The sequence below is a fragment of the Burkholderia sp. MSMB1459WGS genome, from assembly GCF_001534535.1.
Classification (GTDB): Bacteria; Pseudomonadota; Gammaproteobacteria; order Burkholderiales; family Burkholderiaceae; genus Burkholderia.
On the sequence record NZ_LPMU01000059.1, the window covers coordinates 78,402 to 101,317 of the forward strand.

Genomic DNA, 22,916 nt, shown 5'->3' on the forward strand with positions numbered 1-22,916 from the left:
GCGCTCGCTTCAGACGGCCGGCGCGCCGTGCGCCGCGGCCAGCAATCGCGACGTCAGCGGGTGATGTTCACCGCGCCGCGAGCGGATCGCGTGGATTTCCTCGGTCACGTCGCCCGCCCGGCCGAGCCGCCTGAGCCCGCGCAACAGCGACGCATCGTTCGCGCCGAGTTCGCTCAGCGGAAACACGCCGAGGCCGCGCGCCGCGAACACGGCCATCAGCGCGCTGTCCTCGAATTCCCCGGCCACCCGCGGCACGATCCGCTCGCTTTCCAGCCACAGGTCGAGACGCGCGCGCAATGCCGAATGCGCGGTCGGCAGCAGCATCGGCAGGCCGGTCAGGCACTGCGGAAAGCGCTGCCGGGCGGCCGGCGTGACGAGCACCGCAGGCCCGTACCAGTCGACCGGCGACGCGACGAGGCGCTCGCTCGTCACGCGCAGGTTCGACCCGGACGGCGCGCCTTGACCGGCCAGCACGAGATCCAGATGATGCAGCGCGAGTTCCGCGAGCAGCGCGTCGTGCTCGCCCTCGTGGCACAGCAGCCGCAGTGTGGGCGTGTCGAGCACCGGGGCCAGGATCGCGTGCGCGGCGAGCTTGGAGATGCCGTCCGCGAGGCCGACCGCGAGCCGCACGGTCGGCTGGCTGGCCGCCGCGCGCACGTCGTCGGGAATCAGCCGGCCCATCTCGAAGATGACCTCCGCGCGCGCGAAGGCGGCTTGCCCCGCGTCGGTCATCGCGACGCCGCGCCCGGCCGGCCGCAGCAACTGGTGCCCGAGCGATTTCTCCAGTTCGCGCACCTGCGCGCTGATCGTCTGCACGGCCATGTCCAGTCGGGCGGCCGCACGCGCGAAGCCGCCTTCCTTCACGACGACCCAGAAATAGTACAGATGTCGAAAATTCAGCATCGGAGCAGGATATATCGTAAAAACCGAACCTAAGATCAGATTCTCTCTGATTTTTACGAAGTGTGGGGCGGCATATCATCGGGTTTTCCACTTTCGTATCGGCCCATCCCATGGACTACCTGCTGACGCTTGCCACCGACCCCGCCGTCTGGGCCGCGCTCCTGACGCTCGTCGTGATGGAAGTCGTGCTCGGCATCGACAACCTGATCTTCATCTCGATCCTCAGCAACAAGCTGCCCGAGGCGCAGCGCGCGCGTACCCAGCGCCTCGGCATCGCGCTCGCGCTGGTGATGCGCCTCGCGTTGCTCGGCAGCGTCGCGTGGATCGCGAGCCTCACCGAACCCGTGTTCACGCTGTTCGACCATGCGTTCTCGTGGCGCGACATGATCCTGCTGTCGGGCGGCCTGTTCCTCGTGTGGAAGGCGACCACCGAGATCCATCACCACGTGTCGCACGACGGTAACGGCGCGGGCGGGGCCGTCGGTGCGGCCGGCCTGACGGTGTGGGCCGCGATCGGCCAGATCGTGATGCTCGACATCGTGTTCTCGATCGACAGCATCGTGACCGCGATCGGCATGACCGAGCACGTCCCGATCATGTTCGTCGCCGTGATCGTCGCCGTGACCGTGATGCTGTTCGCCGCGCAGCCGCTCGCCCGCTTCATCGACCGCAACCCGACGATCGTGATGCTCGCGCTGTCGTTCCTGGTCGTGATCGGCATGACGCTGATCGCCGAAGGATTCGGTTCGCACGTGCCGAAGGGGTACATCTATGCGGCGATGGCGTTCTCGGCGTTCGTCGAGGGCATGAACATGCTGGCGCGGCGCGCGAAGGCGAAGCGGGCGGCGCACGTGGCGCGCGACTGACGCGGCACGCGTGACGCCGGCCGCCGCGGCGGCCGGCTCGCGCACCTCATACGGAATCCGAATGAGATTCGAACGGAAAGGAGAAATGCGATGAAATGTCCTGTCTGCAAGACGCCCGACCTGCTGATGGCCGAGCGCCAGTCGATCGAGATCGACTACTGCCCGACTTGCCGCGGCGTGTGGCTCGATCGCGGCGAACTCGACAAGCTGATCGCCCGCGAAACCGGTGACGCGCCGGCTCGCCGCGACGCCGCGCCGGCGCAACGCGATGCGCACGCGCAGCACGGCCGCGACGACGGCTGGGGGCGCGACGGCCGCTCGCACGACGAGCGATACCGGCACGACGGCCGGCGTCGCAAGAAGTCCGTGTTCGACCTGTTCGATTTCGATTGAATCTGCCGTCCGCGCGCCTGAATGCGCGCGGCCCGATGCAATGAAGCCCCGCCCGGCATCGCGCCGGTGCGGGGCTTTTTCACGCGCGTCGCGTCAAGACACGCATCGACCTTTACGCATTGCCGGCCGTCACGTCGATGCGGCGCGGACGCGTTTCCTCGCGGCGCGGAATCGTCAGCGTCAGCACGCCGTCGCGCAGGTTCGCGTCGATCCGCGACGTGTCGAGATCGGCGCTCAGCACGAAGGATCGCGCATAGCGCGTCGCGCGCATTTCCGCGTGCCGTACGCGCAGGTCGGACGGCGCATCGATGTGCGTCGCGGCTTCGATCGTCAGCGTGTTGTCGTGCACCTTCACGTCGAGGTTCTCGCGCGGCACGCCGGGCAGGTCGGCCCGCAGCGTGACGCCGCGCGGATCCTCGGCGATGTCGACGGATGGGGCGATCGCGGGCCGGCGGGCGGCTTCGGCGGCGGCAGCGTGAACGGTGCCCGGGTGGCGTTCGGCCAGAGTCGGATTCGTATTCATGTCGGTATCCTGAAGGTTACTGAATGGTGATCGCACGCGGCTTCGATGCTTCGCGCCGGCCGACGCGAATCAGCAGGCAGCCGTTTTCGTAGCGGGCGCTGACCTGGTCGGGGTCCGCATCGCGCGGCAGTTCGACCACGCGGCGGAACGCGCCGTGAAAGCGCTCCTGCGCATACGTGCGCACGTCGTCGCCTTCGGTGCGCGGCGCCGGTTTGCGCTCGCCGCTGATCGTCAGCAGATCCTTGTCGATCGATACGTCGAAGTCGGCCGCGGCCATGCCGGGCGCGAATGCGACGATCTCGATCGCATCGTCGGTGGCGCCGACGTTGAGTGCGGGAAAGGCGCCGGGGCGCACCGCGCGGATGCCGGACGGGCGCTCGCCGAGCAGGCTCGCCATCTGCCGTTGCACACGGGCGAATTCGTCGAACAGGTCGTTGCCGAAATGGATACCGCTCATGTTGGTCCTCCTGAACAGGGAACGCGGGAGACGTGACGGCGCGACGCCTGCGGCGGGCGCGACGGGTGGCTCCACTGGATCGATACGGGGGCGGTGCGTTGCATGAGGCACTGCCCGACGACGCCTAATTAGTGGCCGCCGTCGCGCATTTCAAGAGGGATTGCGCGATCTGCGCCGACGCGTGCGCGCGGGATTCGATGCGACAATCGGCGCGGCATATCCGCAGACCAACCACACGGGACAACCATGGACATTCGACGTATCGCGATCGTCGGCGCCGGCGTGATCGGCGCGAGCTGGGCCGCTTTCTACCTGACGCAGGGTTTCGACGTCGTCGCGACCGACCCGGCCCCGCAGGCCGATGCGCGGCTGCGCGACGCGCTGGCCGCGTTTCTCGGCGAGCGGGCCGCCGAACTTGCCGCGCGGCTGTCGTTCGACGCGGATCTCGTGCGTGCGCTGGACGGCGTCGACTTCGTGCAGGAGAGCGGCCCCGAGCGACTCGACCTGAAGCGCGCGCTCTATCGTCAGATGGACGACGTGCTGCCCGCGCACGTGCCGATCGCGTCGAGCTCATCGGGCCTGAAGATGTCCGATATCCAGACCGCGTGCGCGAAGCACCCGGAACGCTGCCTGATCGCGCATCCGTTCAATCCGCCGCACCTGATCCCGCTCGTCGAGCTGGTCGGCGGCGATGCGACCGGCCAGGACGTGATCGCGCGCGTGAAGCATTTCTACGACGGGCTCGGCAAGCAGACGATCGTCCTGAACAAGGAGATGACCGGCCACGTCGCGAATCGGCTCGCGGCCGCGCTGTTTCGCGAGGTGTATCACCTCGTCGGCGAAGGCGTCGTGAGCGTCGCCGACGCGGACAAGGCTGTCGCGTGGGGCCCCGGCCTGCGCTGGGGGCTGATGGGGCAGTGCCTGACCTATCACCTCGGCGGCGGCGCGGGCGGGATCGCGCACTTTCTCGAACACCTGTCGGGGCCGATCGCGAGCTGGTGGGACGACCTCGGCACGCCTTCGTTCGATCCGGAAGTCGATCGCAAACTGAACGACGCGCTGCGCGCGATCCAGGGCGAGCGCTCGATGCAGGAGCTGGCGGCGGAGCGCGACCGGTTGCTCGTCGAGCTGATCGACGCGCGGCGCCGCAGCTTCCTGCCCTGATCCCGATTGAATTGCGCGCGGCGGCGGCGCCGGTCACTGCTGCGACGCCGCCTGAGGCGCGGGCGGCACATGGGCCAGCCACGCGGGGCTCGCGGCCTGCACGAGTTCGCGGTTGCGCGCGCGGGTCGCGGCGTCCGGCGGGTAGTTGCCGTCGTTCGTCGGCAGTTCGCCGTCGAGATAGGCCTGCTTGAGCTGGTCGACGACTTCCGCGCGCGTCAGGCCCGGAGCGGGAGCCGACGCGTCGGTCTGGGCAAAGGCGGGGGACAGCAGCGCGGCTGCGGCGGTCGCGACGGCGAATCGCAGGACGGTCTTCATGGCGGGCTCCGATCAAGGGGACGGGGTACCGGAGGCGCGCGGCGATGCGCGGTGCGCCTCCGATGGGTCCCATTGTCGCGAGCGGGTGCTGCGCGGACGATGACGCGTGCCGGGCAAAGCTGTCAGGTGCGGGCGCGACCGCGCACGGCGCCGTTACAGTTCGGCCGCCGCCGCGATCAGCGTGGCTTCCAGCGCGAGCGTCGAGCGCGACGCGGCCGCCGGGCGATCGATCACGTATTCGAGTTCGCCGAGTTCCGGCAGTCCCGCCTCGAGCCGCGCGAGCCCGGCCGGGATCACGTAGCCGGCGAACGCACTGACGCCGAGCCCCGCGCTCGCGGCCGCCCGCAACACCGCGATGCTGCTGCTCACGACGGCGATCCGGTACGGGCGCCCGACGGCTTCGAGCGATTCGAGCACGCGGCGGCGCGACACGCTCGGCTCCGGATGCATCGCGAGCGGCAGCACGGCTTCGTGGCCGGTGATCCGCGAATCGGGGCCGGTGCACCAGTACAGCGGTTCGCTGCGGATCACGCGGCCGCGCCGGCTGCCGGCGATGCGTTTCGCGAACACGAGATCGTGCCGGCCTTCGTCGAGCGCGTCGAACAGGTCGCCCGACAGCCCGGTCGAAATCGCGAGTTCGACGTCCGGGTTGCGCTGCACGAAGCTCGCGAGCGCGGCCGTCAGGTGCGCCGACGCGAAATCCTCCGACATCGCGAGCCGCACCTTGCCCGACAGCGGCGGCCCGCATACCGACGTGACGGCCTCGTCCATCAGTTCGAGGATGCGCACCGCGTAGCGGAACAGCGCGTCGCCGTGCTGCGACAGGTGCACGTTGCGCGTGTCGCGCTCGAACAGCGGCCGGTCGAGCAGCTCCTCGAGGCGGCGGATATGCTGGCTGACGGTCGACTGCGACAGGTTCACGCGCTCGGACGCGGCGGTGAAGCTGCCGGACTGGGCGACGGCGACGAAGCTGCGCAGCAACTCGGGCGGTAACGGACGCATTGCTAAATCCACTGAATCGGTTTCGACAACTTCATAAATGGCCGGATTTTGCGGCGCTAGTATCGGATCACGCGCCAGTGCGGCCTCTGCGAAGGGGGCACCGGACGCGTAGCCCGTGTCGCGCCGCCGGCTGCATCGGTCAGTCTAAGCCATCCGGCGTCCGGCCCGAACCCGCATCATCCCATCGACCCCGAGAACGCGCTCGCACGACGAGCCGCCGGGCCGCGGCGCCCCGCCGCAGGAGACAAACAGTCCGCCCGGGATCGGCGTGCGGGCCTGGCTCCCGCACGCGTCAGGCGCCCGTCACGAAGAGACTGGAGACGACTCATGATCATCTACGGAACCGCGCTGCTGGCGTTCTGCCACCTGGCCGGACTGTTTCTCGGCGACCTGCTCGGCGCAGCCATCGGCGTGAAGACCAACGTCGGCGGCGTCGGCATCGCGATGCTGCTGCTGATCTGCCTGCGCCTGTGGCTGCACCGGCGCGGCTGGCTGCCGAAGGAGACCGAGGCCGGCGTCGGTTTCTGGGGCGCGATGTACATCCCGGTCGTCGTCGCGATGGCCGCGAACCAGAACGTCGTCGCCGCGCTCAAGGGCGGCCCGGTCGCGCTGCTGGCCGCCGTCGGCGCGGTCGCGATCTGCGCATGCTGCATCGCGGTACTCGCGCGCATGGGGCGCGACGACACGGCCTTCGCGGGCGTGCCGCAATTCGAAGAACAGTAACGGAGGCCGCCATGCTGCAGATGCTCGAAAAAACCGTCGCCCACAACGGGCTCGTCGCGTCGTTCGCGCTGGTCGGCCTGATCATGTGGCTGTCGTCGATCGCGTCGCGCAAGCTCACGTTCGGCCGCGTGCACGGCTCGGCGATCGCGATCGTCATCGGTCTCGTGCTCGCGTACGTCGGCGGCGCATTCACCGGCGGCGAGAAGGGATTGGCCGACGTCAAGCTGTTCGCCGGCATCGGCCTGATGGGCGGCGCGATGCTGCGCGATTTCGCGATCGTCGCGACCGCGTTCGAAGTGCAGCCGGCCGAGGCGCGCAAGGCCGGGCTCGTCGGCGTCGTGTCGCTGCTGCTCGGCACCGTGCTGCCGTTCATCGTCGGCGCGTGCGTTGCGCGCGCGTTCGGCTATACCGATGCGGTCAGCATGACGACCATCGGCGCGGGCGCCGTCACCTACATCGTCGGGCCCGTCACGGGTGCGGCGATCGGCGCGAGCTCCGACGTGATCGCGCTCAGCATCGCGACGGGGCTCGTCAAGGCGATCATCGTGATGGTCGGCACGCCGGTTGCGGCCAACTTCATGGGCCTGAAGACGCCGCGCTCCGCGATGATCTTCGGCGGGCTGGCCGGCACCGTCAGCGGCGTGAGCGCGGGGCTCGCCGCGACCGACCGCCGGCTCGTTCCGTACGGCGCGCTGGTCGCGACGTTCCATACCGGCGTCGGCTGCCTGCTCGGGCCTTCGCTGCTGTTCTTCACGACGCGCGCGCTGGTCGGTGCCTAGGGCCTGTTCACGCTAATAACGGGCTTGCGCTGGCTCCCAGAAGGGCCGAGCGCAAGGATTGCGACGAAGCGAATACTCGACGTATTCGCGAGGAGCATGACGCGGCGCTCGGCCCTTCTGGGGGCCAGCCCCACGAACGAATTTTTTCCAAACAGGGGAACGTGCCTTTCCGCCCGCATGGCGGCGTCGTTCGTCGTTGCAATAGCTACGGCTATTGCGCCTCCTTTCTCCTTGCCCTGCGGGCGGAAAGGCACGTTCGCAAGCCCGTTATTAGCGTGAACAGGCCCTAGGGCGATGGATGCGACCCGCGCGCGGGCCGCATCCATCGCGGCGCCCTCTGAGTCGCATTCTGCATCATCATCAATCGGCGGCGGCGCCAGGCTTAGAATGCCGCTGAACCATCGAAGCGGAGAACTGTTCATGACGGGATGGAATCACGCGCGGCAGGCGCGCGATGCACGCCTCGCGGCCGGCGCGGCCTACGCGCAGGGCAAGCGGGTCGATGCGCGCGACACCGTCGCGTTGCTCGAAGCGGTGCTGCGGCCCGGCGACCGCGTCTGCCTCGAAGGCGACAACCAGAAGCAGGCCGATCTGCTCGCCACCGCGCTCGCTGACGTCGACAGCGCGAAGATCCACGACCTGCACATGGTGCAGTCGGGCGTCGTGCTGCCCGAGCATCTCGACGTGTTCGAGCGCGGGATCGCGAAGCGTCTCGACTTCGCGTATTCGGGCCCGCAGTCGCAGCGCATTGCGAAGCTGCTGTTCGGCGGCAAGATCGCGCTCGGCGCGGTGCATACGTATCTCGAACTGTTCGCCCGCTACTTCATCGACCTCACGCCGCAGGTCGCGCTGATCGCGGCCGTGAGCGCCGACGCCGACGGTAACCTGTACACCGGCCCGAACACGGAGGACACGCCGACCGTCGTCGAGGCCACCGCGTTCAAGGACGGCATCGTGATCGCGCAGGTCGACCGCATCGTCGACAAGGTGCCGCGCGTCGACATCCCGGGCGATCGCGTGCATTTCGTCGTCGAGGCCGGCCGGCCGTTCTACGTCGAGCCGCTGTTTACGCGCGATCCGGCCGCGATCACCGAAACGCAGATCCTGACCGCGATGCTCGCGATCAAGGGCATCTACGAGCCCTACGGCATTCGCCGCCTGAATCACGGGATCGGCTTCAACACGGCCGCGATCGAGCTGCTGCTGCCGACCTACGGCGAGAAGCTCGGGCTGAAGGGCAAGGTCTGCACGCACTGGGCGCTCAATCCGCACCCGACGCTGATTCCCGCGATCGAATCGGGTTGGGTCGAGCAGATCCACTGCTTCGGCTCCGAAGTCGGGATGGACGACTACATCCGTGCGCGCTCCGACGTGTGGTTCACGGGCCCCGACGGTTCGCTGCGCTCGAACCGCGCGTTCTGCCAGACGGCCGGCCTCTATGCATGCGACATGTTCATCGGCTCGACGTTGCAGATCGACCTGGCGGGCCATTCGTCGACGGTCACGGCCGAGCGGATCGCCGGCTTCGGCGGCGCGCCGAACATGGGCAGCGACGCGCGCGGCCGCCGCCATCCGAGCGAGCCGTGGCTGAAGGCCGGCGCGCAAGCCGACCCCGATACGCCGGCGGCGCTGCGGCGTGGCCGCAAGCTGGTCGTGCAGATCGGCGAGACGTTCGGCGACAAGAACGTGCCGATGTTCGTCGAGAAGCTCGACGCGCTGAAGCTCGCCGACAAGCTGCAGCTCGACCTCGCGCCGATCATGGTGTATGGCGACGACGTCACGCACATCGTCACCGAGGAAGGGATCGCGAACCTGCTGATGTGCCGCGACAAGGACGAACGCGAGCACGCGATCCGCGGCGTCGCCGGCTATACGGACGTGGGCCGCGGCCGCGACCGGAAGCTGGTCGAGCGGCTGCGCGAGCGCGGCGTGATCCGCCGCCCGGAAGATCTCGGCATCGATCCGCTCGACGCCGACCGCCGTTGGCTTGCCGCGCGTTCGATCAAGGATCTCGTGCACTGGTCGGGCGGGCTCTATGCGCCGCCGGCCCGGTTCCGCAACTGGTGAGGAAGAGGGCATGGAACAGTTGAACTATCGCTTCACCGCGCGCGAACGCGCGAAGGGCGAGCAGGCCGCGGCGCTCGTCGGCGTGGTCGCGTCCGGCAACCTCGAGGTGCTGGTCGAGCGCGTGCTGCCCGGCAACGAATGCGAGATCGACATCCGCACCGCGGCCGTCGGTTTCGGCGCGGTCTGGCAGGCGGTCGTGTCGGATTTCGTCGAACGGCGCACGCCGGGCGGCCTGAGGCTGTCGATCAACGACGGCGGCGCGCGCCCCGACATGGTGTCGCTGCGGCTCGCGCAGGCCGTGCGCGCGATCGAGGGAGACGCATGATGAGCGACGTGATTCACGACGCGCCGGCGTTCGTCGCGAACGCGGCGAGCTGGTACGAAGCGTCGGCGCGGCAGCGTATCGACGGGCTGCTCGACGCAGGCAGCTTCGGCGAATTCCTGGGGCCGGCCGAGCGCGTGACGAGCCCGCACCTGCCGCTGTTCGATCTGCCGCAGCAGTTCGACGACGGGATGGTGGTCGGCCACGGCCGGCTCGACGGCCGGCCGGTGTTGGTCGCCGCGCAGGAGGGCCGCTTCATGGGCGGTGCGTTCGGCGAAGTGCACGGCGCGAAGCTCGTCGGGTTGCTGCGCGCCGCGCGCGAAGTCGGCAAGCCGGTGCTGATCCTGTTCGATACGGGCGGCGTGCGGCTGCAGGAAGCGAACGCGGGCGAGCTCGCGATCGCCGAGATCATGCGCGCGCTCGTCGAAGCGCGTGCGGCCGGCGTGCCGGTGATCGGGCTGATCGGCGGGCGGGCGGGCTGCTACGGCGGCGGCGGGTTGCTCGCCGCGTGCTGTTCGGCGCTCGCGGTGTCCGAGCAGGGGCGCATCAGCGTGTCGGGCCCCGAAGTGATCGAGACCAATCGCGGCGTCGAGGAATTCGACTCGAAGGATCGCGCGCTGATCTGGCGCACGATGGGCGGCAAGCACCGGCGGCTGATCGGCGGCGCCGATCGTTACGTGGCCGATACGCCGGACGCGTTCCGCGCGGCCGCGCTCGAGCTGATCGACCGTGCGCCGGCGTTCGATGCGGCGATGCTGCGCGCGGAGCAGGCGCGCCTCGAAGCGCGGGTCGAGCGGTTCGGCGCCTGCCAGGATGCGCTCGACGTGTGGCGCATGCTCGGCGCGGATCGGCCGGAAGCGATTCCCGGCATGCCCGACGACGAATTCGCCACGCTCGCCGACCAGTTACAGGAGCAGAAATGAAACGACCCTCACGCTCACTTCGTTCGCTGCGCCCCGAGGGGGCGCCTGCCTCCGTTGGCGCGGTCCGGCGGGAGGCAGCATGACGCTCGATGAAATACTGAACGCGCTGTTTCCCGCGGGCCATGCGATTGCGCGCGACGGCGGCTTGCTGACGGGCCACGCGGAACTGGCCGGCGTGCGCGTCGACGTGATCGGCGTTGCCGAGCGCTTGCCGTTCGGCATCGACGAGGCGCTGACGCTCGCGTCGCACGTGCTCGATACGGTCGCGCGCGGCGGCGACACGCCGATTCTCGTGCTGGTCGACAGCGACAGCCAGCGGATGAGCAAGCGCGACGAATTGCTCGGCCTGAACGAAGGGCTGTCGCATCTCGCGAAGTGCCTGATGCACGCGGATCTCGCCGGGCACCGGACGATCGGCGTGCTGTACGGCCACACGGCCGCCGGCGCGTTCATCGCGACCGCGCTCGCGACGCGCACGCTGCTCGCCGTGCCGGGCGCCGAGCCGGAGGTGATGGATCTGCCGTCGATGTCGCGCGTGACCAAGCTGCCGATCGACGTGCTGAAGGAGATGGCGCGTTCGACACCGGTGTTCGCGCCGGGGCTCGACAATCTCGTGAAGATGGGCGCCGTCGACGCCGTGCTCGATCCGTCCCGCGCGCTCGACGCGCAGGTCGGCGAATGGCTCGGCAAGCCGGCCGAGCGCATCGACCGGCGCGCGGCGCGCGGCCGGCCGGTCGCGACCGACGTCGCCGCCCGCGTCGAGGCACTCGCGCGTGCCGCCCGCTGAGCTGCCGCTGCGCCGCCACACGCTGGTCACGCTGACGGCGGCCGGGTGGGGCGCGGCATTTGCCCGCGACCCCGCGCTCGCGGGCGACCCGCTCGTACGCGCATGGGCCGCACGCGGCTGGCCGCTGATCGTGCGTCGCGCGTCGCCGGATGAAGCCGATGCCGGCCGCGTGCCGCTCGGTCTGCCGCTGCCGCCGTCGGCGGGCAAGCGGCGCATCGCGCTGAACGTGGCCGCCGATGCGCTCGCGACGGTCGGTCCGCTGCCGACGTTGACGGACGTGCGCGCCGCCGCGCCCGCCGCATGGCAGGCGCCGTTGCGCGATCTCGATGCGCTCGGCGCGCGCTGCGGCGTGCAGGGCCGCGTGTTCGGCAGCCTCGCATGGCAGGCGCTGACGGGGGAGCCTTACCTGAGCGCCTCATCCGATCTCGACATCGTATTCCCGCTGCCCGATCCCGCATCGCTCGCGCCGTTGCTCGACGGTCTCGCGGCGATCGACGCGCGCGCGCCGATGCGCATCGACGGCGAACTGCTGCGCGACGACGGCGCGGGCGTCAACTGGCGCGAACTGCACGCGCGGTTGCCCGAAGTCGCGGTGAAGACCGCGCTGGCCGTCGAGCTGATGCGCGCCGATGCATTTGCCGGAGGTACGCGATGAGCGCACGGGGTGCCTGCCGCCTGGCGGCGCCGTCCGATGCCGAGCGCATCGCCGCGCTGGCCGAGCGCAGCCTCGTGCTCGAGATCGAGACCTATCCGAAGCCGGGCCTCGTCAGTCACGTCGACACCGGCAGTCACGCGGACATGGACGCGGCGACGTTCGCGCGCAGCGCGGCCGTGCTGCGGCCGTATTTCGCGGAACTCGCCGACGCGGGCGCGCGCGACGCGGACATCGCCGTGCTGCGCAAGATCGGCCTGCGTGCCGAACACGCGATGCTCGCCGTGACCGGCGGCGTCAACACGCATCGCGGCGCGATCTTCGGGCTCGGGCTGCTGTGCGCGGCCGCCGGCCGGCGTGCGCGGCCGGACGCGATGCCGGATGGCACCACGCTCGGTGCGTTCGTGGCCGGTCGCTGGGGCGCCGAGATCCTCGGCGGCCCGCGTTTGCCGGACAGCCATGGCGAGCGCGCCAGCCGCCGCTACGGTGTCGGCGGAGCGCGTCGCGAGGCGGCCGAGGGCTTCCCGTCCGTGTACGCGGTCGGGCTGCCCGCGCTGCGCCGCGCACGGCGCGACCTGCCGGACGATCCGGAAGCCGCGCGGGTCGCCGCGTGCTTCGCGCTGATCGCCGTGCTCGACGACACGAATCTTCTGCATCGGGGCGGGCAGGGCGGCCTCGATTTCGCCCGCGCGACCGCCCGCGCGTTCGTCGCGCGCGGCGGTGTGCGGGCGTGCGACTGGCGGCTGCGCGCGGCGGCCGCGCATCGTGCGTTCGTCGCGCGCCGGCTGAGCCCGGGCGGCGCGGCCGACCTGCTCGCGATGAGCGTATTCGTCGATGCGCTCGAAGCCGAAGGGGACGCGCGATGACGCTGGCCATCCTGTGCTCGGGGCAGGGCGCGCAACGCGCCGACATGTTCGACCTGACCGGTTCGGCGCCGCAGGCCGACGCACTGTTCGTGCATGCGGGCCGCCTGCTCGGCGACGATCCACGTGCGTGGGTCCGGCACGCCGGGCCCGACGCGCTGTCGGAAAACCGCGCTGCTCAGATTCTCTGCACGGTCCAGGCGCTCGCGGCGGCGGCGCTGCTCGATGCGGTGTGGCCGCGCCGGCGCTGCGTCGCGGGCTACAGCGTCGGCGAGGTCGGCTCGTGGAGCGTCGCGGGGATGATCGACCCGCGCGATGCGCTCGATCTGGCCGCCGCGCGGGCCCGCGAGATGGATGCCGCGAGCGGCGGCGACGAGCGGATGGTGTTCGTGCGCGGTCTGACGCGCCCGCAACTCGCGCAGCTATGCGACGGTCGCGACGCGGCCATCGCGATCGCGAATCCCGGCGATGCGTTCGTGGTCGCGGGGCGACGCGCCGACGTCGATGCCGTGGCCGACGACGCGACGCGCGCCGGCGCGCTACGCGTCGCGCCCGTCTGCGTGCGGATCGCGTCGCACACACGCCGGCTCGCGGCGGCCGTACCCGCATTCCGCGCGACGCTGGCCGCGACGCCCGTGCGCCGGCCGGTGCCCGGCACGCGGCTGTTTTCGGGGATCGACGGCGCGTCGGTGCTCGATGTCGACACGGGCCTCGACAAGCTCGCGCGGCAGATCGCCGAGCCGGTCGAGTGGGCGGCCTGTCTCGCCGCGTGCGTGGAGGCCGGCGCAACCGCGTTTCTCGAACTCGGCCCCGGACGCGCGCTGGCCGAGATGGCCGCCGGCGCGTATCCCGCGCTGCCGGCACGCAGCCTCGCGGATTTCCGTTCCGTCGAAGGCGTGACGAGCTGGCTCGCGCGCGTCGCGGCCGGCTGATCGGCGGGTTGAAACCCGGCTGAAACCCGCCGCCGGGCACCTGTTTCGCACCGTGTGTTGCGCCGGCGCAGCAGCGTCGCAGCCGCCCCTTGCCACGCGAATTGGCGTCGCTACAATGGCGCCCGCCATGAGACCAGCCGCCTTCTTTCTCGCCGCGTTCTGCTGCGCGACGAGCGTCCACGCCAGCCACATTCCGTCCGACGCCGCATCGGTCGGCACGTACTTTTCGTATGACAGCGCGGCGGCCGACGCGACCGTCGATCTGATCGAACAGGCGCAGCGCCGCGTGCTGCTGGCCGGCTATACGCAGGTGCCGCCGGCTGTCGCGAGCGCGCTGCGCTCGGCCCGCGCGCGCGGGATCGAAGTGCGCGTCGTGCTGGTGCGCCCGCCGCGTGCAGGCCGGTACAGCGGCGCCGGCTATCTGAAATTCGCGGGCATCGACGTCGCGATCGATTCCCGGCACGGCGGCCCCGCGTCGCGCTTCGCGATCGTCGACGACAGCGTCGCGTTGACGACCCTGTCCGACGGTGCGGCCGAGCACGCCGACACGGTGAACGTGTTCCGGCGCGCGCCAGAGCTCGCACAGTCCTACGCGCAGTCGTTCTGGCGGCTGTACCGGCAGGCCGGCGGCCTCTGACCCTTTCCGCGGCGCATCGCGCGCCGGTATGACCCTGCTTGCATCGGCGCGAGCGATGAACCATCCTCGTTGACAGGCGCCGGCGCGGGTTGTGCGCACCCGGCGCAACGGCAGGGAGTCGATCGTGACCGAAAGCAGTTTTGCCGATCGCGCCGATGCCGGCCGCCAACTGGCGGACGCGTTGCGCGAATACGCGGGGCGAAGCGATGTGGTCGTGCTCGCGTTACCGCGCGGCGGCGTGCCCGTCGCGTATCCGGTCGCGTGCGCGCTGCACGCGCCGCTCGACGTGCTGGTCGTGCGCAAGCTCGGCGTGCCGTCCGACCCCGAGTTCGCGATGGGCGCGATCGCGACGGGCGGCGCGACCCATCTGCAACGTTCGGTGATCCGCGCGATGGACGTATCCGATACGCAACTCGCCGACGTGATCGCGCGCGAGACGGCCGAACTGCAGCGCCGCGAAGCGCTGTATCGCGGCGCGGTGCCGCCGCAGGCGGTGGACGGACGCATCGCGATCGTCGTCGACGACGGCGTCGCGACCGGCGCGTCGATGCGCGTCGCGCTGCAGGCGCTGCGCGAGCGCCACCCGGCGCGCATCGTCGCGGCGGTGCCGGTCGCGCCGGCGGGTGCGGCGCACGCGTTCGACGGCCTGGCCGACGCGTTCGTCACGGTGTCGCAGCCGCTGCGGTTCTTCGGGATCAGCCAGTTCTACGTGCGCTTCGAGCAGACGAGCGACGACGAGGTGCGCGCGCTGCTCGACGCGGCGCGCCCCTGACGCGGCGTCATGTCCGACGGCTCCGGCGCGGGCGCGCTCGGCCGGCTTCCGCCAGCGCGAACACGCGCTGCAGCGCCGGATGGACGTTGCCGTGCCAGCGTGGCCCCGTAAACAGCCCGTAGTGATCGCAATCGTCGATGTCGACGCGATGACGCTCGTCGGCCGACAGGCCGCTGCACAGGCCGAGCGCCGCATGCGTCTGCCCGGCGCCCGTGACCGCGTCGCGGGCGCCTTCGACGGTCAGCAGCACGACGTCGCGCAGCGCGGCGGGTTCGACGCGCCGGCCGCGCACGCGCCACGCGCCGGTCGCGAGCAGCATGCGCTGGAACACGACGTCGATCGTGTCGAGAAAATAGTCGGCCGGCATGTCGAGCAGCGCCGTGTATTCGTGCAGCGCCCGCCGGGCGTCGGCAAGCCCGTTCATGTCGAAACGCGACGCCGCCAGCGCGTAGGCTTCGATCAGCGTCAGAAAGCGTTGCGGATACAGGAGCGCGATCTCGCCCTGTTGCAGATAGGTCGGGAACACGGCGCGGCCGTGCCCCGCGAAGCCGGGCGGCACGATGTCGATCAGGTGGCGCCGGCACCAGTCGAGCGAATGGGCGGCGGCTGCGGCGCCAAGCGCACTGGGGTTCAGCCGCGCGTCGAGCGGGCCGCCGATCAGCGTGATACTGGCGGGCGCCGCGAGGCCGCGCGCGGCACGCAGCGCGAGTGCGCCGAGCGCCGGGACGGTCGCCTGGCACACGGCGACGACGTGCAGCGGCCGATCGTCGCGCTGGAGAGTGCCGACGAAGCCGTCGAGCATCGCGACGTACTCGTCGAGCCCGAAACGGCCTGCCGCGAGCGGCACGTCGCGCGCATTGCGCCAGTCGGTCACGCAGACGTCGCCATCGGCGAGCAGCGTTTCGGCGGTTTCCCGCATCATCACGGCCGCGTGCCCGACGAGCGGCGCGCACAGCAATACCGTGCGGCGCGCATCGGCGTGCGCGAAGCGCCGCAAATCGCAAAACGGCGTGTGCGCGACGACTTGCTCGCCGACGTCCGGCCACGCGAGGTCGAAGCCCGGCGGCGCGGCCTGCGGCCCGAGCAGCGGTTCGAACAGGTCGTCGTAGCACGACGACGCGGCATGCGGCAGCGACGCCGCGGGCCACGCATCGAACGCGTATCGCGTCGCCGCGCGCCATGCGCGCATCCATTCCCGCTGCTGCTCGACGACGGCATACCACATGGCGGACCCTGGGGCGGAAGGAGCGTGAACCTGCATTATGGTCACTGTGGACGGGCAGTGCGAGCCCGATGCGCGGCCGGCCGATGCGTATCGAGCGAACGGCACGCTAGGCACTGCCGCGCGACGCTGCTACAGTCGTCGGTCCCATTTCCTCGAAGCGGAGCGTTTGCGATGAAGCTGATCGGCATGCTGGATTCCCCGTTCGTGCGCCGTGTCGCCATATCGGCGAAGCTGCTCGACCTGCCGTTCGAACACGAGTCGATCTCGGTGTTTCGTCATGTCGAGCAATTCAGGACGATCAACCCGGTCGTCAAGGCGCCGACGCTCGTGACCGACGGCGGCGCGACGCTGATCGATTCGTCGCTGATCGTCGACTATCTCGACCACCTGGCCGCGCCGGAGCGGCGCCTGCTGCCCGACGCCGTCGATGCCCGGCTGCGCGCGCTGGTGCCGATCGGGTTCGCGCTGGCCGCCGCCGAGAAAACCGTGCAGGTCGTCTACGAGCAGGCGCTGCGGCCGTCGGACAAGCAGCACGAACCGTGGGTCGAGCGCGTGCTGAGCCAGCTCGAAGCCGCATACGGCGCACTGGAGCCGCTGGTCGCGGCCACCAACGGCTGGTTCGGCGGCGCGCGGCTGCTGCAGTCCGACGTGACGGTCGCGGTGGCGTGGCGTTTCACGCAATTCATGGCCGCCGATTACCCGGTGCTCGCGCGGATCGATCCGGCCCGTTATCCGGCGCTCGCCGAGCATTCCGCGCGGGCGGAAGCGCTGCCGGCCTTCGTCGAAACGCCGCTCGTCTAGGATTCGCGCGCCGGGCCGTCGCATAACGACGTTGAACGCCGCCGGCCCTTGTCCGGCCAGTCGCGGCCGATTGTTCTCGGCGGCTGACAAGTGACTTCGCATTCGCGCTGTTTATCCGGAGGCGACCGATCCCTAGAATCCACTCCATCGAATTACGCGTTGCCAGATGGAGCCGATGATGAAAGCCCTGATCGAATCGAGTCTGTACCACCCGTCCGTCGTGTTGCCGCTTGCCGCGCTGGCGCAACTGATGGTCGAGCGCGATTTCAATCTTGGCCAGGTCGGGCTGATCGTCGCGGCGCGCGGCGCGCAGGCGGCCGTGTCGCGCTCGCGCGCGCTGATCTTCTGCCGTCACTGCGAAGCGCACGCATGAGCACGTTCGCGGCGCGCGAATGAAAAAAGCCCGGCCGGCGCAAGCCGGTCGGGCGGATCGGGTTCGATCGGGCCCCGGCTTCGGCCGGGGCTTTTTCATTGGGTGACGCTCATGCGCGTGCGGGCGTCGCGATGCCGTAGATGTCCGCCTCGTCGTTCTCCTCGCGCAACTGGCGCGCGAGCTGGTGCGCTTCGTGGCGCGTCGCGACGGCCGGCGGCGAGCCCTTCAGCGGCTGGCGCGCGGTTTCGGCGAGCGCGACGACCGACACGACGCCGATCAGCGCGGCGCCCATCAGGTAGTACGCGGGCATCATCAGGTTGTGCGTCACGTCGACGAGCCACGCAGTGACGAGCGGCGTCGTGCCGCCGAACAGCGACACCGACACGTTGAAGCCGATCGCGAGCGCGCCGTAACGGATCTCGGTCGGGAACAGCGCGGGCAGCGCCGACGGCATCACGCCGGTGAAGCACGACAGCAGCACGCCGAGGATCAGCAGGCCGCCGAACACCGACGCCGTGGTGCCCGCATGGATCAGCATCAGCGACGGGATCGACAGCACCAGCAGGCCGACGCAGCCGGCGAGCATCACCGGCTTGCGGCCGATCTTGTCCGACAGGCGGCCGGCGTACAGCGTCATCGGCATCATCAGCACCATCACGATCAGCACCAGCACGAGGCTGTGCGATTCGTCCAAATGCAGCGTCGACGACATGAAGCTCGGCAAGTACGACAGCACCATGTAGTCGGTCACGTTGAAGATCAGCACGAGGCCGACGCACAGCAGCAGCGCACGCCAGTTGCGCAGCAGCGTTTCGCGAAAGCGCGCCTTCGGCACGGCCTTGTCCTGCGCTTCGCGCTCTTCGGCCTGGCGCTTGAACGCGGGCGTTTCCTCGAGCTTCATCCGGATGTAGAGACCGATCAGGCCGAGCGGGCCGGCGATCAGGAACGGCACGCGCCAGCCCCACGACAGCAGCGCCTCCTGCGACAGCGACGCGGTGAGCAGCGCGACGACGCCGGCGCCCAGCACATAGCCGATCAGCGTGCCGAATTCGAGGAAGCTGCCCATGAAGCCGCGGCGCTTGTCGGTCGAGAACTCGGCGATGAAGGTGGCGGCGCCGCCGTACTCGCCGCCGGTCGAGAAGCCTTGCACCAGGCGGGCGACGAGCAGCAGCACGGGCGCCATGATGCCGATGGACGCATAGCTCGGGATCAGGCCGATCGCGAAGGTGCCCACGGCCATCATGATCATCGTGGCGGCGAGCACGCGCTGGCGGCCGATGCGGTCGCCGAGCGGGCCGAAGACCATGCCGCCGAGCGGGCGCACGAGGAACGCGGCCGCGAACGTGCCGAAGGTGGCGAGCAACTGCGCGGACGGGCTGCTGGACGGGAAGAACACCTTGCCGAGCGTGACGGCGATATAGCTGTAGACGCCGAAGTCGAACCATTCCATCGCATTGCCGATGGCCATCGCGCTGACGGCGCGCTTGAGCAGGCTCTGGTCGACGACGGTGATGTCGTCCACGGCGAGCGGGGCTTCGGCGGACGACGAAGCGGGGGAAGAGACAGCGGTCGGGCTGACGTGTGTTGCGGTCAAGGTCATGCACTCCTTTGACAGCGCCGGAACGGGCAGGCCGTCCGACACGGTTTGCCGGCGAGCGCGGGGTCGTGTGCTGCGCGTCGGGGCAGACCATCAAGCACTGACTGCGCAAGGCGCAGCAAAGGGCCAAGGGGCTGCTTCGACGCGGGCCCGATGGGCCGTCGCGACAGTGCGCTCATGAAGAAAGGGCCGCGTGATGCAGGCGGCAGATGCCGGTGCGGACGATGGTCCGGCGTTCCGGCAACGCCCCGGAGGGGCAGCGAAACGAGAAAAGCGGGCCTGTCGGGCGGGCTTTCCTGTGGATGCAATTTCGATCGAGGCACCGGCCCGCAGCGGGCGGACGGACTTCTCTCAAAATCGAAAAGACAGAGATTGAATGTTGAAACAGGCAACATGATAGCACGATGACGGACGATCGTGCAAATTGACCGGAGTCGCCCGTCTGGCGGGGGATCCGGCGCGGCCCGCTCGGGTATGATCGGCGGCGCGCGGCGCGGCCGCGCCGCCCGTCGCGACGGGGCTGAATTCGCGAGGAACCGGATGACCGAACTGATGAGGATCGCGGCGCTGTTCGCCGCTACTGCGCTGGCCGAAATCGTCGGCTGCTATCTGCCGTGGCTCGTGCTGAAGGCCGGGCGCCCGGCGTGGCTGCTGGTGCCGGCCGCCCTGTCGCTCGCGCTGTTCGCGTGGCTGCTGACGCTGCACCCGAGCGCGGCGGGGCGCACTTATGCCGCGTACGGCGGCGTGTATATCGCGGTGGCGCTGATCTGGCTGCGGGTGGTCGACGGCGTCGCGCTGACCCGCTGGGACGTGGCCGGCGCGGTGCTCGCGCTCGGCGGGATGGCGGTGATCGCGCTGCAGCCGCGCGCGTAGGCGCGGCCGCACGCGCGGCGGGGTGGGTGCCGCGTCAGGCGGCCTGGGCGGCGTCCGCTGCTTCCGTGTCGGCGGACTGGCGCCACACGCAGGCGCCCTTGACCGACTTGTCGAGTTCGTCGAGCTGCGTCTGGTGCGCGGCCAACTCGTCGTCGCTTGCCGCGATGACCGGCAGGTCGAGCGCGGCGAGCGACACGCGCTGGCCGTTCGCGGTGCCGCCGTCGGTGCCCGTGTCGTCGAGCATGTCGATCACGAGGCTGTCCTGGCCGCGCGTCATCGCGAGATACACCTCGGCGAGCAGCTCCGAGTCGAGCAGTGCGCCGTGCAGCGTGCGGTGCGCGTTGCTGATGCCGAAGCGGTCGCACAGCGCGTCGAGCGAATTGCGCTTGCCGGGGAACATCTGCTTGGCCTGCACCAGCGTGTCGATCACGCCGCCGCAATGCTCGGTGAACGGCGGCAGGCCGAGCCGCGCGAATTCGGCGTCGAGGAAGCCAAGGTCGAACGGCGCGTTGTGGATGATCAGCTCGGCGCCCTTCACGAAGTCGCGGATCTGGTCGACGACTTCCGCGAACTTCGGCTTGTCGCTGAGGAACTCGGTCGTGAGGCCGTGCACGGCCAGTGCGCCCGGATCGCTGTCGCGCTCGGGGTTCACATAGATGTGGAGATTGTTGCCGGTGAGCCGTCGGTTCAGCAGCTCGACGCAGCCGATTTCGATCAGGCGGTCGCCCGTGCGGGCGTTCAGGCCGGTGGTTTCGGTATCGAGAATGATCTGGCGCATGTCGGATAAATCGGCGGATAAATCGGGAAAGAGAGGGGGTGGCCCGGATTCAGGCCGCGAGCGATTCGACGCCGCGATTCGCGAGCGCGTCGGCGCGTTCGTTTTCGGGGTGGCCCGCGTGGCCCTTCACCCAACGCCATTCGACGTCGTGCTGCACGACGAGCGCGTCGAGCCGCTTCCACAGGTCGGCGTTCTTCACGGGCGTCTTCGCCGCGGTCACCCAGCCTTTCTTCTTCCACCCGTGGATCCACTCGCTGATGCCTTTCTGCACGTATTGCGAGTCGGTATGCACGATCACCCGGCACGGCCGCTTGAGCGCCTCGAGCGCGGCGATCACGCCCATCAGCTCCATGCGGTTGTTGGTCGTGTTCGGCTCGCCGCCGAACAGTTCCTTTTCTTGGGCGCCGTAGCGCAGCAGCGCGCCCCAGCCGCCGGGGCCGGGGTTGCCCTTGCAGGCGCCGTCGGTATAGATGTCGATGGTGTCGGTTGTCATGAACGTTCTTGATGGGTGGTCGGGGAGGCCGCCGGCGTCAGGCCCGGTGCGAGCACGGGCTTCTTCATCCTGATCGGGCCGACGAGACGCATGCCACGCACGCGCTTGACGGCCGTCACCATGTAGACGGCGCCGAAGATCGGCCACCAGCGGTCGCCGGCGGCCTCCATGAAGCCGTAGCGGGCCAGCCACTGGTCGGTGGCGAGCGGCGGCCGGTAGCAGCCGAAGCGGCCGCGTTCGAGGTCGAAGCCGAGCAGCTTGATCCAGTCCTTGAGCCGGATGAACGCGATCTGGTCGCGCGTGGCCGGCACGAACGGGCGGTTCGCCATGCGCCCGAACGACTGCCGCATGCCCCACAGGCTGAGCGAGTTGAAGCCGGTGATCACGAGCTGGCCTTCCGGCATCAGCACACGCTCGGCCTCGCGCAGCAGGCGGTGCGGATCGGACGTGAATTCGAGCGTGTGCGGCATCACGATCAGGTCGACGCTCTGCGACTCGAACGGCAGGTCGAGCAGGTCGCACCAGATCGTGCTGCGATCGGCAGGTGCGTGGGCCGCCGTGTGCGCTTCGCGCGCCCGCGGATACTGATACGGCGCGCTCGCGCCGCTCGCCGGGTCGAGCACCAGGCCGCGACACGGCATGCGGTTCTCGCGCAGCGCGTCGAGCTGCGGCAAGCCGAGCTGCAGCGCGTGGAAGCCGAAGACGTCGGACACGATCCGGTCGAGCTGCGCCTGTTCCCAGCCCAGCACGTAGCGGCCGGGCGGCGAGTCGGTCCAGGCGGGCCAGTCTATAATTTGACGGTCAGACATAACGATGATTGCGCGCCCATGAACGAGCTGGAATACGTGCCGGTTCCGGCATTCGAAGACAACTATATCTGGCTCGTCTCGGACGGCCGCGATGCGATCGCCGTCGACCCGGGTGAAGCCGCGCCCGTACGCCGGGTTCTTGCCGAACGAGGCTGGCGGTTGTCCGCTATTTTACTCACGCACCACCACGCCGACCACGTCGGCGGTGTCGAGGCGCTGCGCAACAGCCAACCGGCCGATGCTCCGCTCGCCGTTTACGGCCCCGCGGCCGAGGCGATCGACGTGGTCACGCGGCCGCTCTCGGGCGGCGATCGCGTGACGCTCGACGCACCGGCCGTCGCATTCGACGTGCTCGACGTGCCGGGTCATACGCGCGGCCATATTGCGTATTTCCAGCGGGCCGGGCAGGGCAATGCGGTGCCGCACGTGTTTTGCGGCGACACGCTGTTCTCGTGCGGCTGCGGCCGCCTGTTCGAAGGCACGCCCGCGCAGATGCTCGCGTCGCTCGACGCGCTTGCGGCACTACCGGGCGACACCCGCGTGCATTGTGCACACGAATACACGCTGTCGAACATCCGCTTCGCGCTCGCGTGCGAGCCCGGCAATGCGGCACTCGCCGCGTGGCGCGACGACGCGCAGGCGCTGCGTGCGCGCGGCGTGCCCACGCTGCCCACTACGATCGCTCACGAGCGTGCCGTTAACCCGTTCATGCGGGCGGACAGCGCGGCGATCCGTGCGACGCTCGAGGCCGAGCTGCACGAAACGGTGACGGATCGTCTGGCGGCGTTCACGCTGATGCGCGAATGGAAAAACCGGTTTCGATGACGTTTTCCGGAGGACTCCAAAGCTCAAGCGGTGTCTGTAAAAATTGCTCCAAATGTAGGATT

The 22,916-nt window shown here is 69.8% G+C and carries 29 protein-coding genes; 18 read left to right on the top strand and 11 right to left on the bottom strand.

Annotated elements, in window-relative coordinates; all coding sequences use genetic code 11:
- Positions 1-9 precede the first annotated feature (9 nt).
- Complete coding sequence (locus tag WT97_RS21710) at positions 10-903, bottom strand: LysR family transcriptional regulator (protein ID WP_060354400.1); 894 nt, start codon at positions 901-903, stop codon at positions 10-12.
- A gap of 110 nt (positions 904-1,013) precedes the next feature.
- Here WT97_RS21710 and WT97_RS21715 point away from each other — a divergent pair, with 110 nt between their 5' ends.
- Together WT97_RS21715 and WT97_RS21720 are read left to right on the top strand one after the other, a co-directional pair.
- On the top strand, positions 1,014-1,769 hold the full coding sequence (locus tag WT97_RS21715; RefSeq protein ID WP_060354401.1) for a TerC family protein: 756 nt from the start codon (positions 1,014-1,016) through the stop codon (positions 1,767-1,769).
- Positions 1,770-1,859: 90 nt separating this feature from the next.
- Positions 1,860-2,162, top strand: coding sequence for a zf-TFIIB domain-containing protein (locus WT97_RS21720; protein WP_059501925.1), 303 nt, complete (start codon positions 1,860-1,862; stop codon positions 2,160-2,162).
- A 112-nt stretch (positions 2,163-2,274) separates the two neighbouring features.
- Here the strand turns inward: WT97_RS21720 and WT97_RS21725 are convergent, their stop codons facing one another.
- Both WT97_RS21725 and WT97_RS21730 read right to left on the bottom strand, forming a co-directional pair.
- Complete coding sequence (locus tag WT97_RS21725) at positions 2,275-2,685, bottom strand: Hsp20/alpha crystallin family protein (RefSeq protein ID WP_059792377.1); 411 nt, start codon at positions 2,683-2,685, stop codon at positions 2,275-2,277.
- A gap of 16 nt (positions 2,686-2,701) precedes the next feature.
- Positions 2,702-3,142: an Hsp20/alpha crystallin family protein gene (locus WT97_RS21730; RefSeq protein ID WP_034206926.1), complete on the bottom strand. Its 441-nt coding sequence runs from the start codon at positions 3,140-3,142 to the stop codon at positions 2,702-2,704.
- A 246-nt stretch (positions 3,143-3,388) separates the two neighbouring features.
- Between WT97_RS21730 and WT97_RS21735 the strand changes: the two genes are divergently transcribed.
- Positions 3,389-4,306, top strand: a complete 918-nt coding sequence (locus tag WT97_RS21735) for a 3-hydroxyacyl-CoA dehydrogenase NAD-binding domain-containing protein (RefSeq protein ID WP_059501929.1) — start codon at positions 3,389-3,391, stop codon at positions 4,304-4,306.
- Between the two features lie 33 nt (positions 4,307-4,339).
- Here WT97_RS21735 and WT97_RS21740 read toward each other — a convergent pair whose 3' ends face one another.
- Both WT97_RS21740 and WT97_RS21745 read right to left on the bottom strand, forming a co-directional pair.
- Positions 4,340-4,621: a DUF4148 domain-containing protein gene (locus WT97_RS21740; protein WP_059501931.1), complete on the bottom strand. Its 282-nt coding sequence runs from the start codon at positions 4,619-4,621 to the stop codon at positions 4,340-4,342.
- A 153-nt stretch (positions 4,622-4,774) separates the two neighbouring features.
- Positions 4,775-5,623: a LysR substrate-binding domain-containing protein gene (locus tag WT97_RS21745; protein ID WP_059501933.1), complete on the bottom strand. Its 849-nt coding sequence runs from the start codon at positions 5,621-5,623 to the stop codon at positions 4,775-4,777.
- Between the two features lie 327 nt (positions 5,624-5,950).
- Between WT97_RS21745 and madL the strand changes: the two genes are divergently transcribed.
- Positions 5,951-6,346, top strand: coding sequence for a malonate transporter subunit MadL (gene madL / locus WT97_RS21750; protein ID WP_059501935.1), 396 nt, complete (start codon positions 5,951-5,953; stop codon positions 6,344-6,346).
- A gap of 11 nt (positions 6,347-6,357) precedes the next feature.
- Positions 6,358-7,125 (top strand): malonate transporter subunit MadM, encoded by a 768-nt coding sequence (gene madM, locus WT97_RS21755; protein ID WP_059501937.1) that lies wholly within the window; start codon positions 6,358-6,360, stop codon positions 7,123-7,125.
- Here the strand turns inward: madM and WT97_RS34255 are convergent.
- Entirely contained in the window at positions 7,122-7,547 is a 426-nt protein-coding gene (locus WT97_RS34255) for a hypothetical protein (protein WP_156440307.1), read from the bottom strand. The genes madM and WT97_RS34255 overlap by 4 nt on opposite strands.
- Between WT97_RS34255 and mdcA the strand changes: the two genes are divergently transcribed.
- The 9 genes from mdcA to WT97_RS21800 all read left to right on the top strand — a co-directional run bounded on the left by mdcA (position 7,546) and on the right by WT97_RS21800 (position 15,080).
- Positions 7,546-9,192 carry a malonate decarboxylase subunit alpha gene (mdcA, locus tag WT97_RS21760; RefSeq protein WP_059792609.1) on the top strand — a complete coding sequence of 549 codons (1,647 nt, stop codon included), beginning with the start codon at positions 7,546-7,548 and terminating at the stop codon, positions 9,190-9,192. The genes WT97_RS34255 and mdcA overlap by 2 nt on opposite strands.
- 10 nt (positions 9,193-9,202) lie before the next feature.
- Positions 9,203-9,517, top strand: coding sequence for a malonate decarboxylase acyl carrier protein (gene mdcC / locus WT97_RS21765; RefSeq protein ID WP_059501938.1), 315 nt, complete (start codon positions 9,203-9,205; stop codon positions 9,515-9,517).
- Complete coding sequence (locus tag WT97_RS21770) at positions 9,514-10,437, top strand: biotin-independent malonate decarboxylase subunit beta (RefSeq protein WP_059501940.1); 924 nt, start codon at positions 9,514-9,516, stop codon at positions 10,435-10,437. Before mdcC ends, WT97_RS21770 begins: the two co-directional genes overlap by 4 nt.
- A gap of 79 nt (positions 10,438-10,516) precedes the next feature.
- Complete coding sequence (gene mdcE, locus WT97_RS21775) at positions 10,517-11,224, top strand: biotin-independent malonate decarboxylase subunit gamma (RefSeq protein ID WP_060354402.1); 708 nt, start codon at positions 10,517-10,519, stop codon at positions 11,222-11,224.
- Positions 11,211-11,879 carry a malonate decarboxylase holo-[acyl-carrier-protein] synthase gene (mdcG, locus tag WT97_RS21780; RefSeq protein ID WP_060036358.1) on the top strand — a complete coding sequence of 223 codons (669 nt, stop codon included), beginning with the start codon at positions 11,211-11,213 and terminating at the stop codon, positions 11,877-11,879. The genes mdcE and mdcG overlap by 14 nt, the downstream gene beginning before the upstream one ends.
- The gene (gene mdcB / locus WT97_RS21785; RefSeq protein ID WP_060036359.1) at positions 11,876-12,742 is read left to right on the top strand and encodes a triphosphoribosyl-dephospho-CoA synthase MdcB; all 867 of its coding nucleotides are present in this window, start codon (positions 11,876-11,878) and stop codon (positions 12,740-12,742) included. Before mdcG ends, mdcB begins: the two co-directional genes overlap by 4 nt.
- Positions 12,739-13,671 carry an acyltransferase domain-containing protein gene (locus tag WT97_RS21790; RefSeq protein ID WP_060354403.1) on the top strand — a complete coding sequence of 311 codons (933 nt, stop codon included), beginning with the start codon at positions 12,739-12,741 and terminating at the stop codon, positions 13,669-13,671. The genes mdcB and WT97_RS21790 overlap by 4 nt, the downstream gene beginning before the upstream one ends.
- 115 nt (positions 13,672-13,786) lie before the next feature.
- Positions 13,787-14,308, top strand: a complete 522-nt coding sequence (locus WT97_RS21795) for a hypothetical protein (protein WP_060354404.1) — start codon at positions 13,787-13,789, stop codon at positions 14,306-14,308.
- A gap of 124 nt (positions 14,309-14,432) precedes the next feature.
- Positions 14,433-15,080, top strand: a complete 648-nt coding sequence (locus WT97_RS21800; protein ID WP_060036417.1) for a phosphoribosyltransferase — start codon at positions 14,433-14,435, stop codon at positions 15,078-15,080.
- A 7-nt stretch (positions 15,081-15,087) separates the two neighbouring features.
- On the opposite strand, the gene WT97_RS21805 is transcribed toward WT97_RS21800, so the two are convergent.
- Complete coding sequence (locus WT97_RS21805) at positions 15,088-16,305, bottom strand: polyhydroxyalkanoate depolymerase (protein ID WP_060354405.1); 1,218 nt, start codon at positions 16,303-16,305, stop codon at positions 15,088-15,090.
- 171 nt (positions 16,306-16,476) lie between these two features.
- On the opposite strand from WT97_RS21805, the gene WT97_RS21810 reads away from it, so the two are divergent.
- Together WT97_RS21810 and WT97_RS21815 are read left to right on the top strand one after the other, a co-directional pair.
- Complete coding sequence (locus WT97_RS21810) at positions 16,477-17,106, top strand: glutathione S-transferase family protein (RefSeq protein WP_059792394.1); 630 nt, start codon at positions 16,477-16,479, stop codon at positions 17,104-17,106.
- 175 nt (positions 17,107-17,281) lie between these two features.
- Positions 17,282-17,479, top strand: a complete 198-nt coding sequence (locus tag WT97_RS21815; protein ID WP_034207872.1) for a hypothetical protein — start codon at positions 17,282-17,284, stop codon at positions 17,477-17,479.
- Positions 17,480-17,588: 109 nt separating this feature from the next.
- Here the strand turns inward: WT97_RS21815 and proP are convergent, their stop codons facing one another.
- Complete coding sequence (gene proP / locus WT97_RS21820) at positions 17,589-19,079, bottom strand: glycine betaine/L-proline transporter ProP (protein WP_060354406.1); 1,491 nt, start codon at positions 19,077-19,079, stop codon at positions 17,589-17,591.
- Positions 19,080-19,616: 537 nt separating this feature from the next.
- On the opposite strand from proP, the gene WT97_RS21825 reads away from it, so the two are divergent.
- Positions 19,617-19,949, top strand: a complete 333-nt coding sequence (locus WT97_RS21825; protein ID WP_011545077.1) for a YnfA family protein — start codon at positions 19,617-19,619, stop codon at positions 19,947-19,949.
- A 34-nt stretch (positions 19,950-19,983) separates the two neighbouring features.
- Here WT97_RS21825 and dnaQ read toward each other — a convergent pair whose 3' ends face one another.
- From dnaQ to WT97_RS21840, 3 genes are read right to left on the bottom strand one after another with little or no spacing between them, the layout of a single operon-like run.
- The gene (dnaQ, locus tag WT97_RS21830; RefSeq protein ID WP_059501961.1) at positions 19,984-20,727 is read right to left on the bottom strand and encodes a DNA polymerase III subunit epsilon; all 744 of its coding nucleotides are present in this window, start codon (positions 20,725-20,727) and stop codon (positions 19,984-19,986) included.
- A gap of 49 nt (positions 20,728-20,776) precedes the next feature.
- Positions 20,777-21,220 (bottom strand): ribonuclease HI, encoded by a 444-nt coding sequence (gene rnhA / locus WT97_RS21835; protein ID WP_059501963.1) that lies wholly within the window; start codon positions 21,218-21,220, stop codon positions 20,777-20,779.
- Positions 21,217-22,029 carry a class I SAM-dependent methyltransferase gene (locus WT97_RS21840; protein WP_059501965.1) on the bottom strand — a complete coding sequence of 271 codons (813 nt, stop codon included), beginning with the start codon at positions 22,027-22,029 and terminating at the stop codon, positions 21,217-21,219. The genes rnhA and WT97_RS21840 overlap by 4 nt, the downstream gene beginning before the upstream one ends.
- A gap of 18 nt (positions 22,030-22,047) precedes the next feature.
- Here WT97_RS21840 and gloB point away from each other — a divergent pair, with 18 nt between their 5' ends.
- Entirely contained in the window at positions 22,048-22,854 is an 807-nt protein-coding gene (gene gloB / locus WT97_RS21845; protein WP_059501967.1) for a hydroxyacylglutathione hydrolase, read from the top strand.
- Positions 22,855-22,916 lie beyond the last annotated feature (62 nt).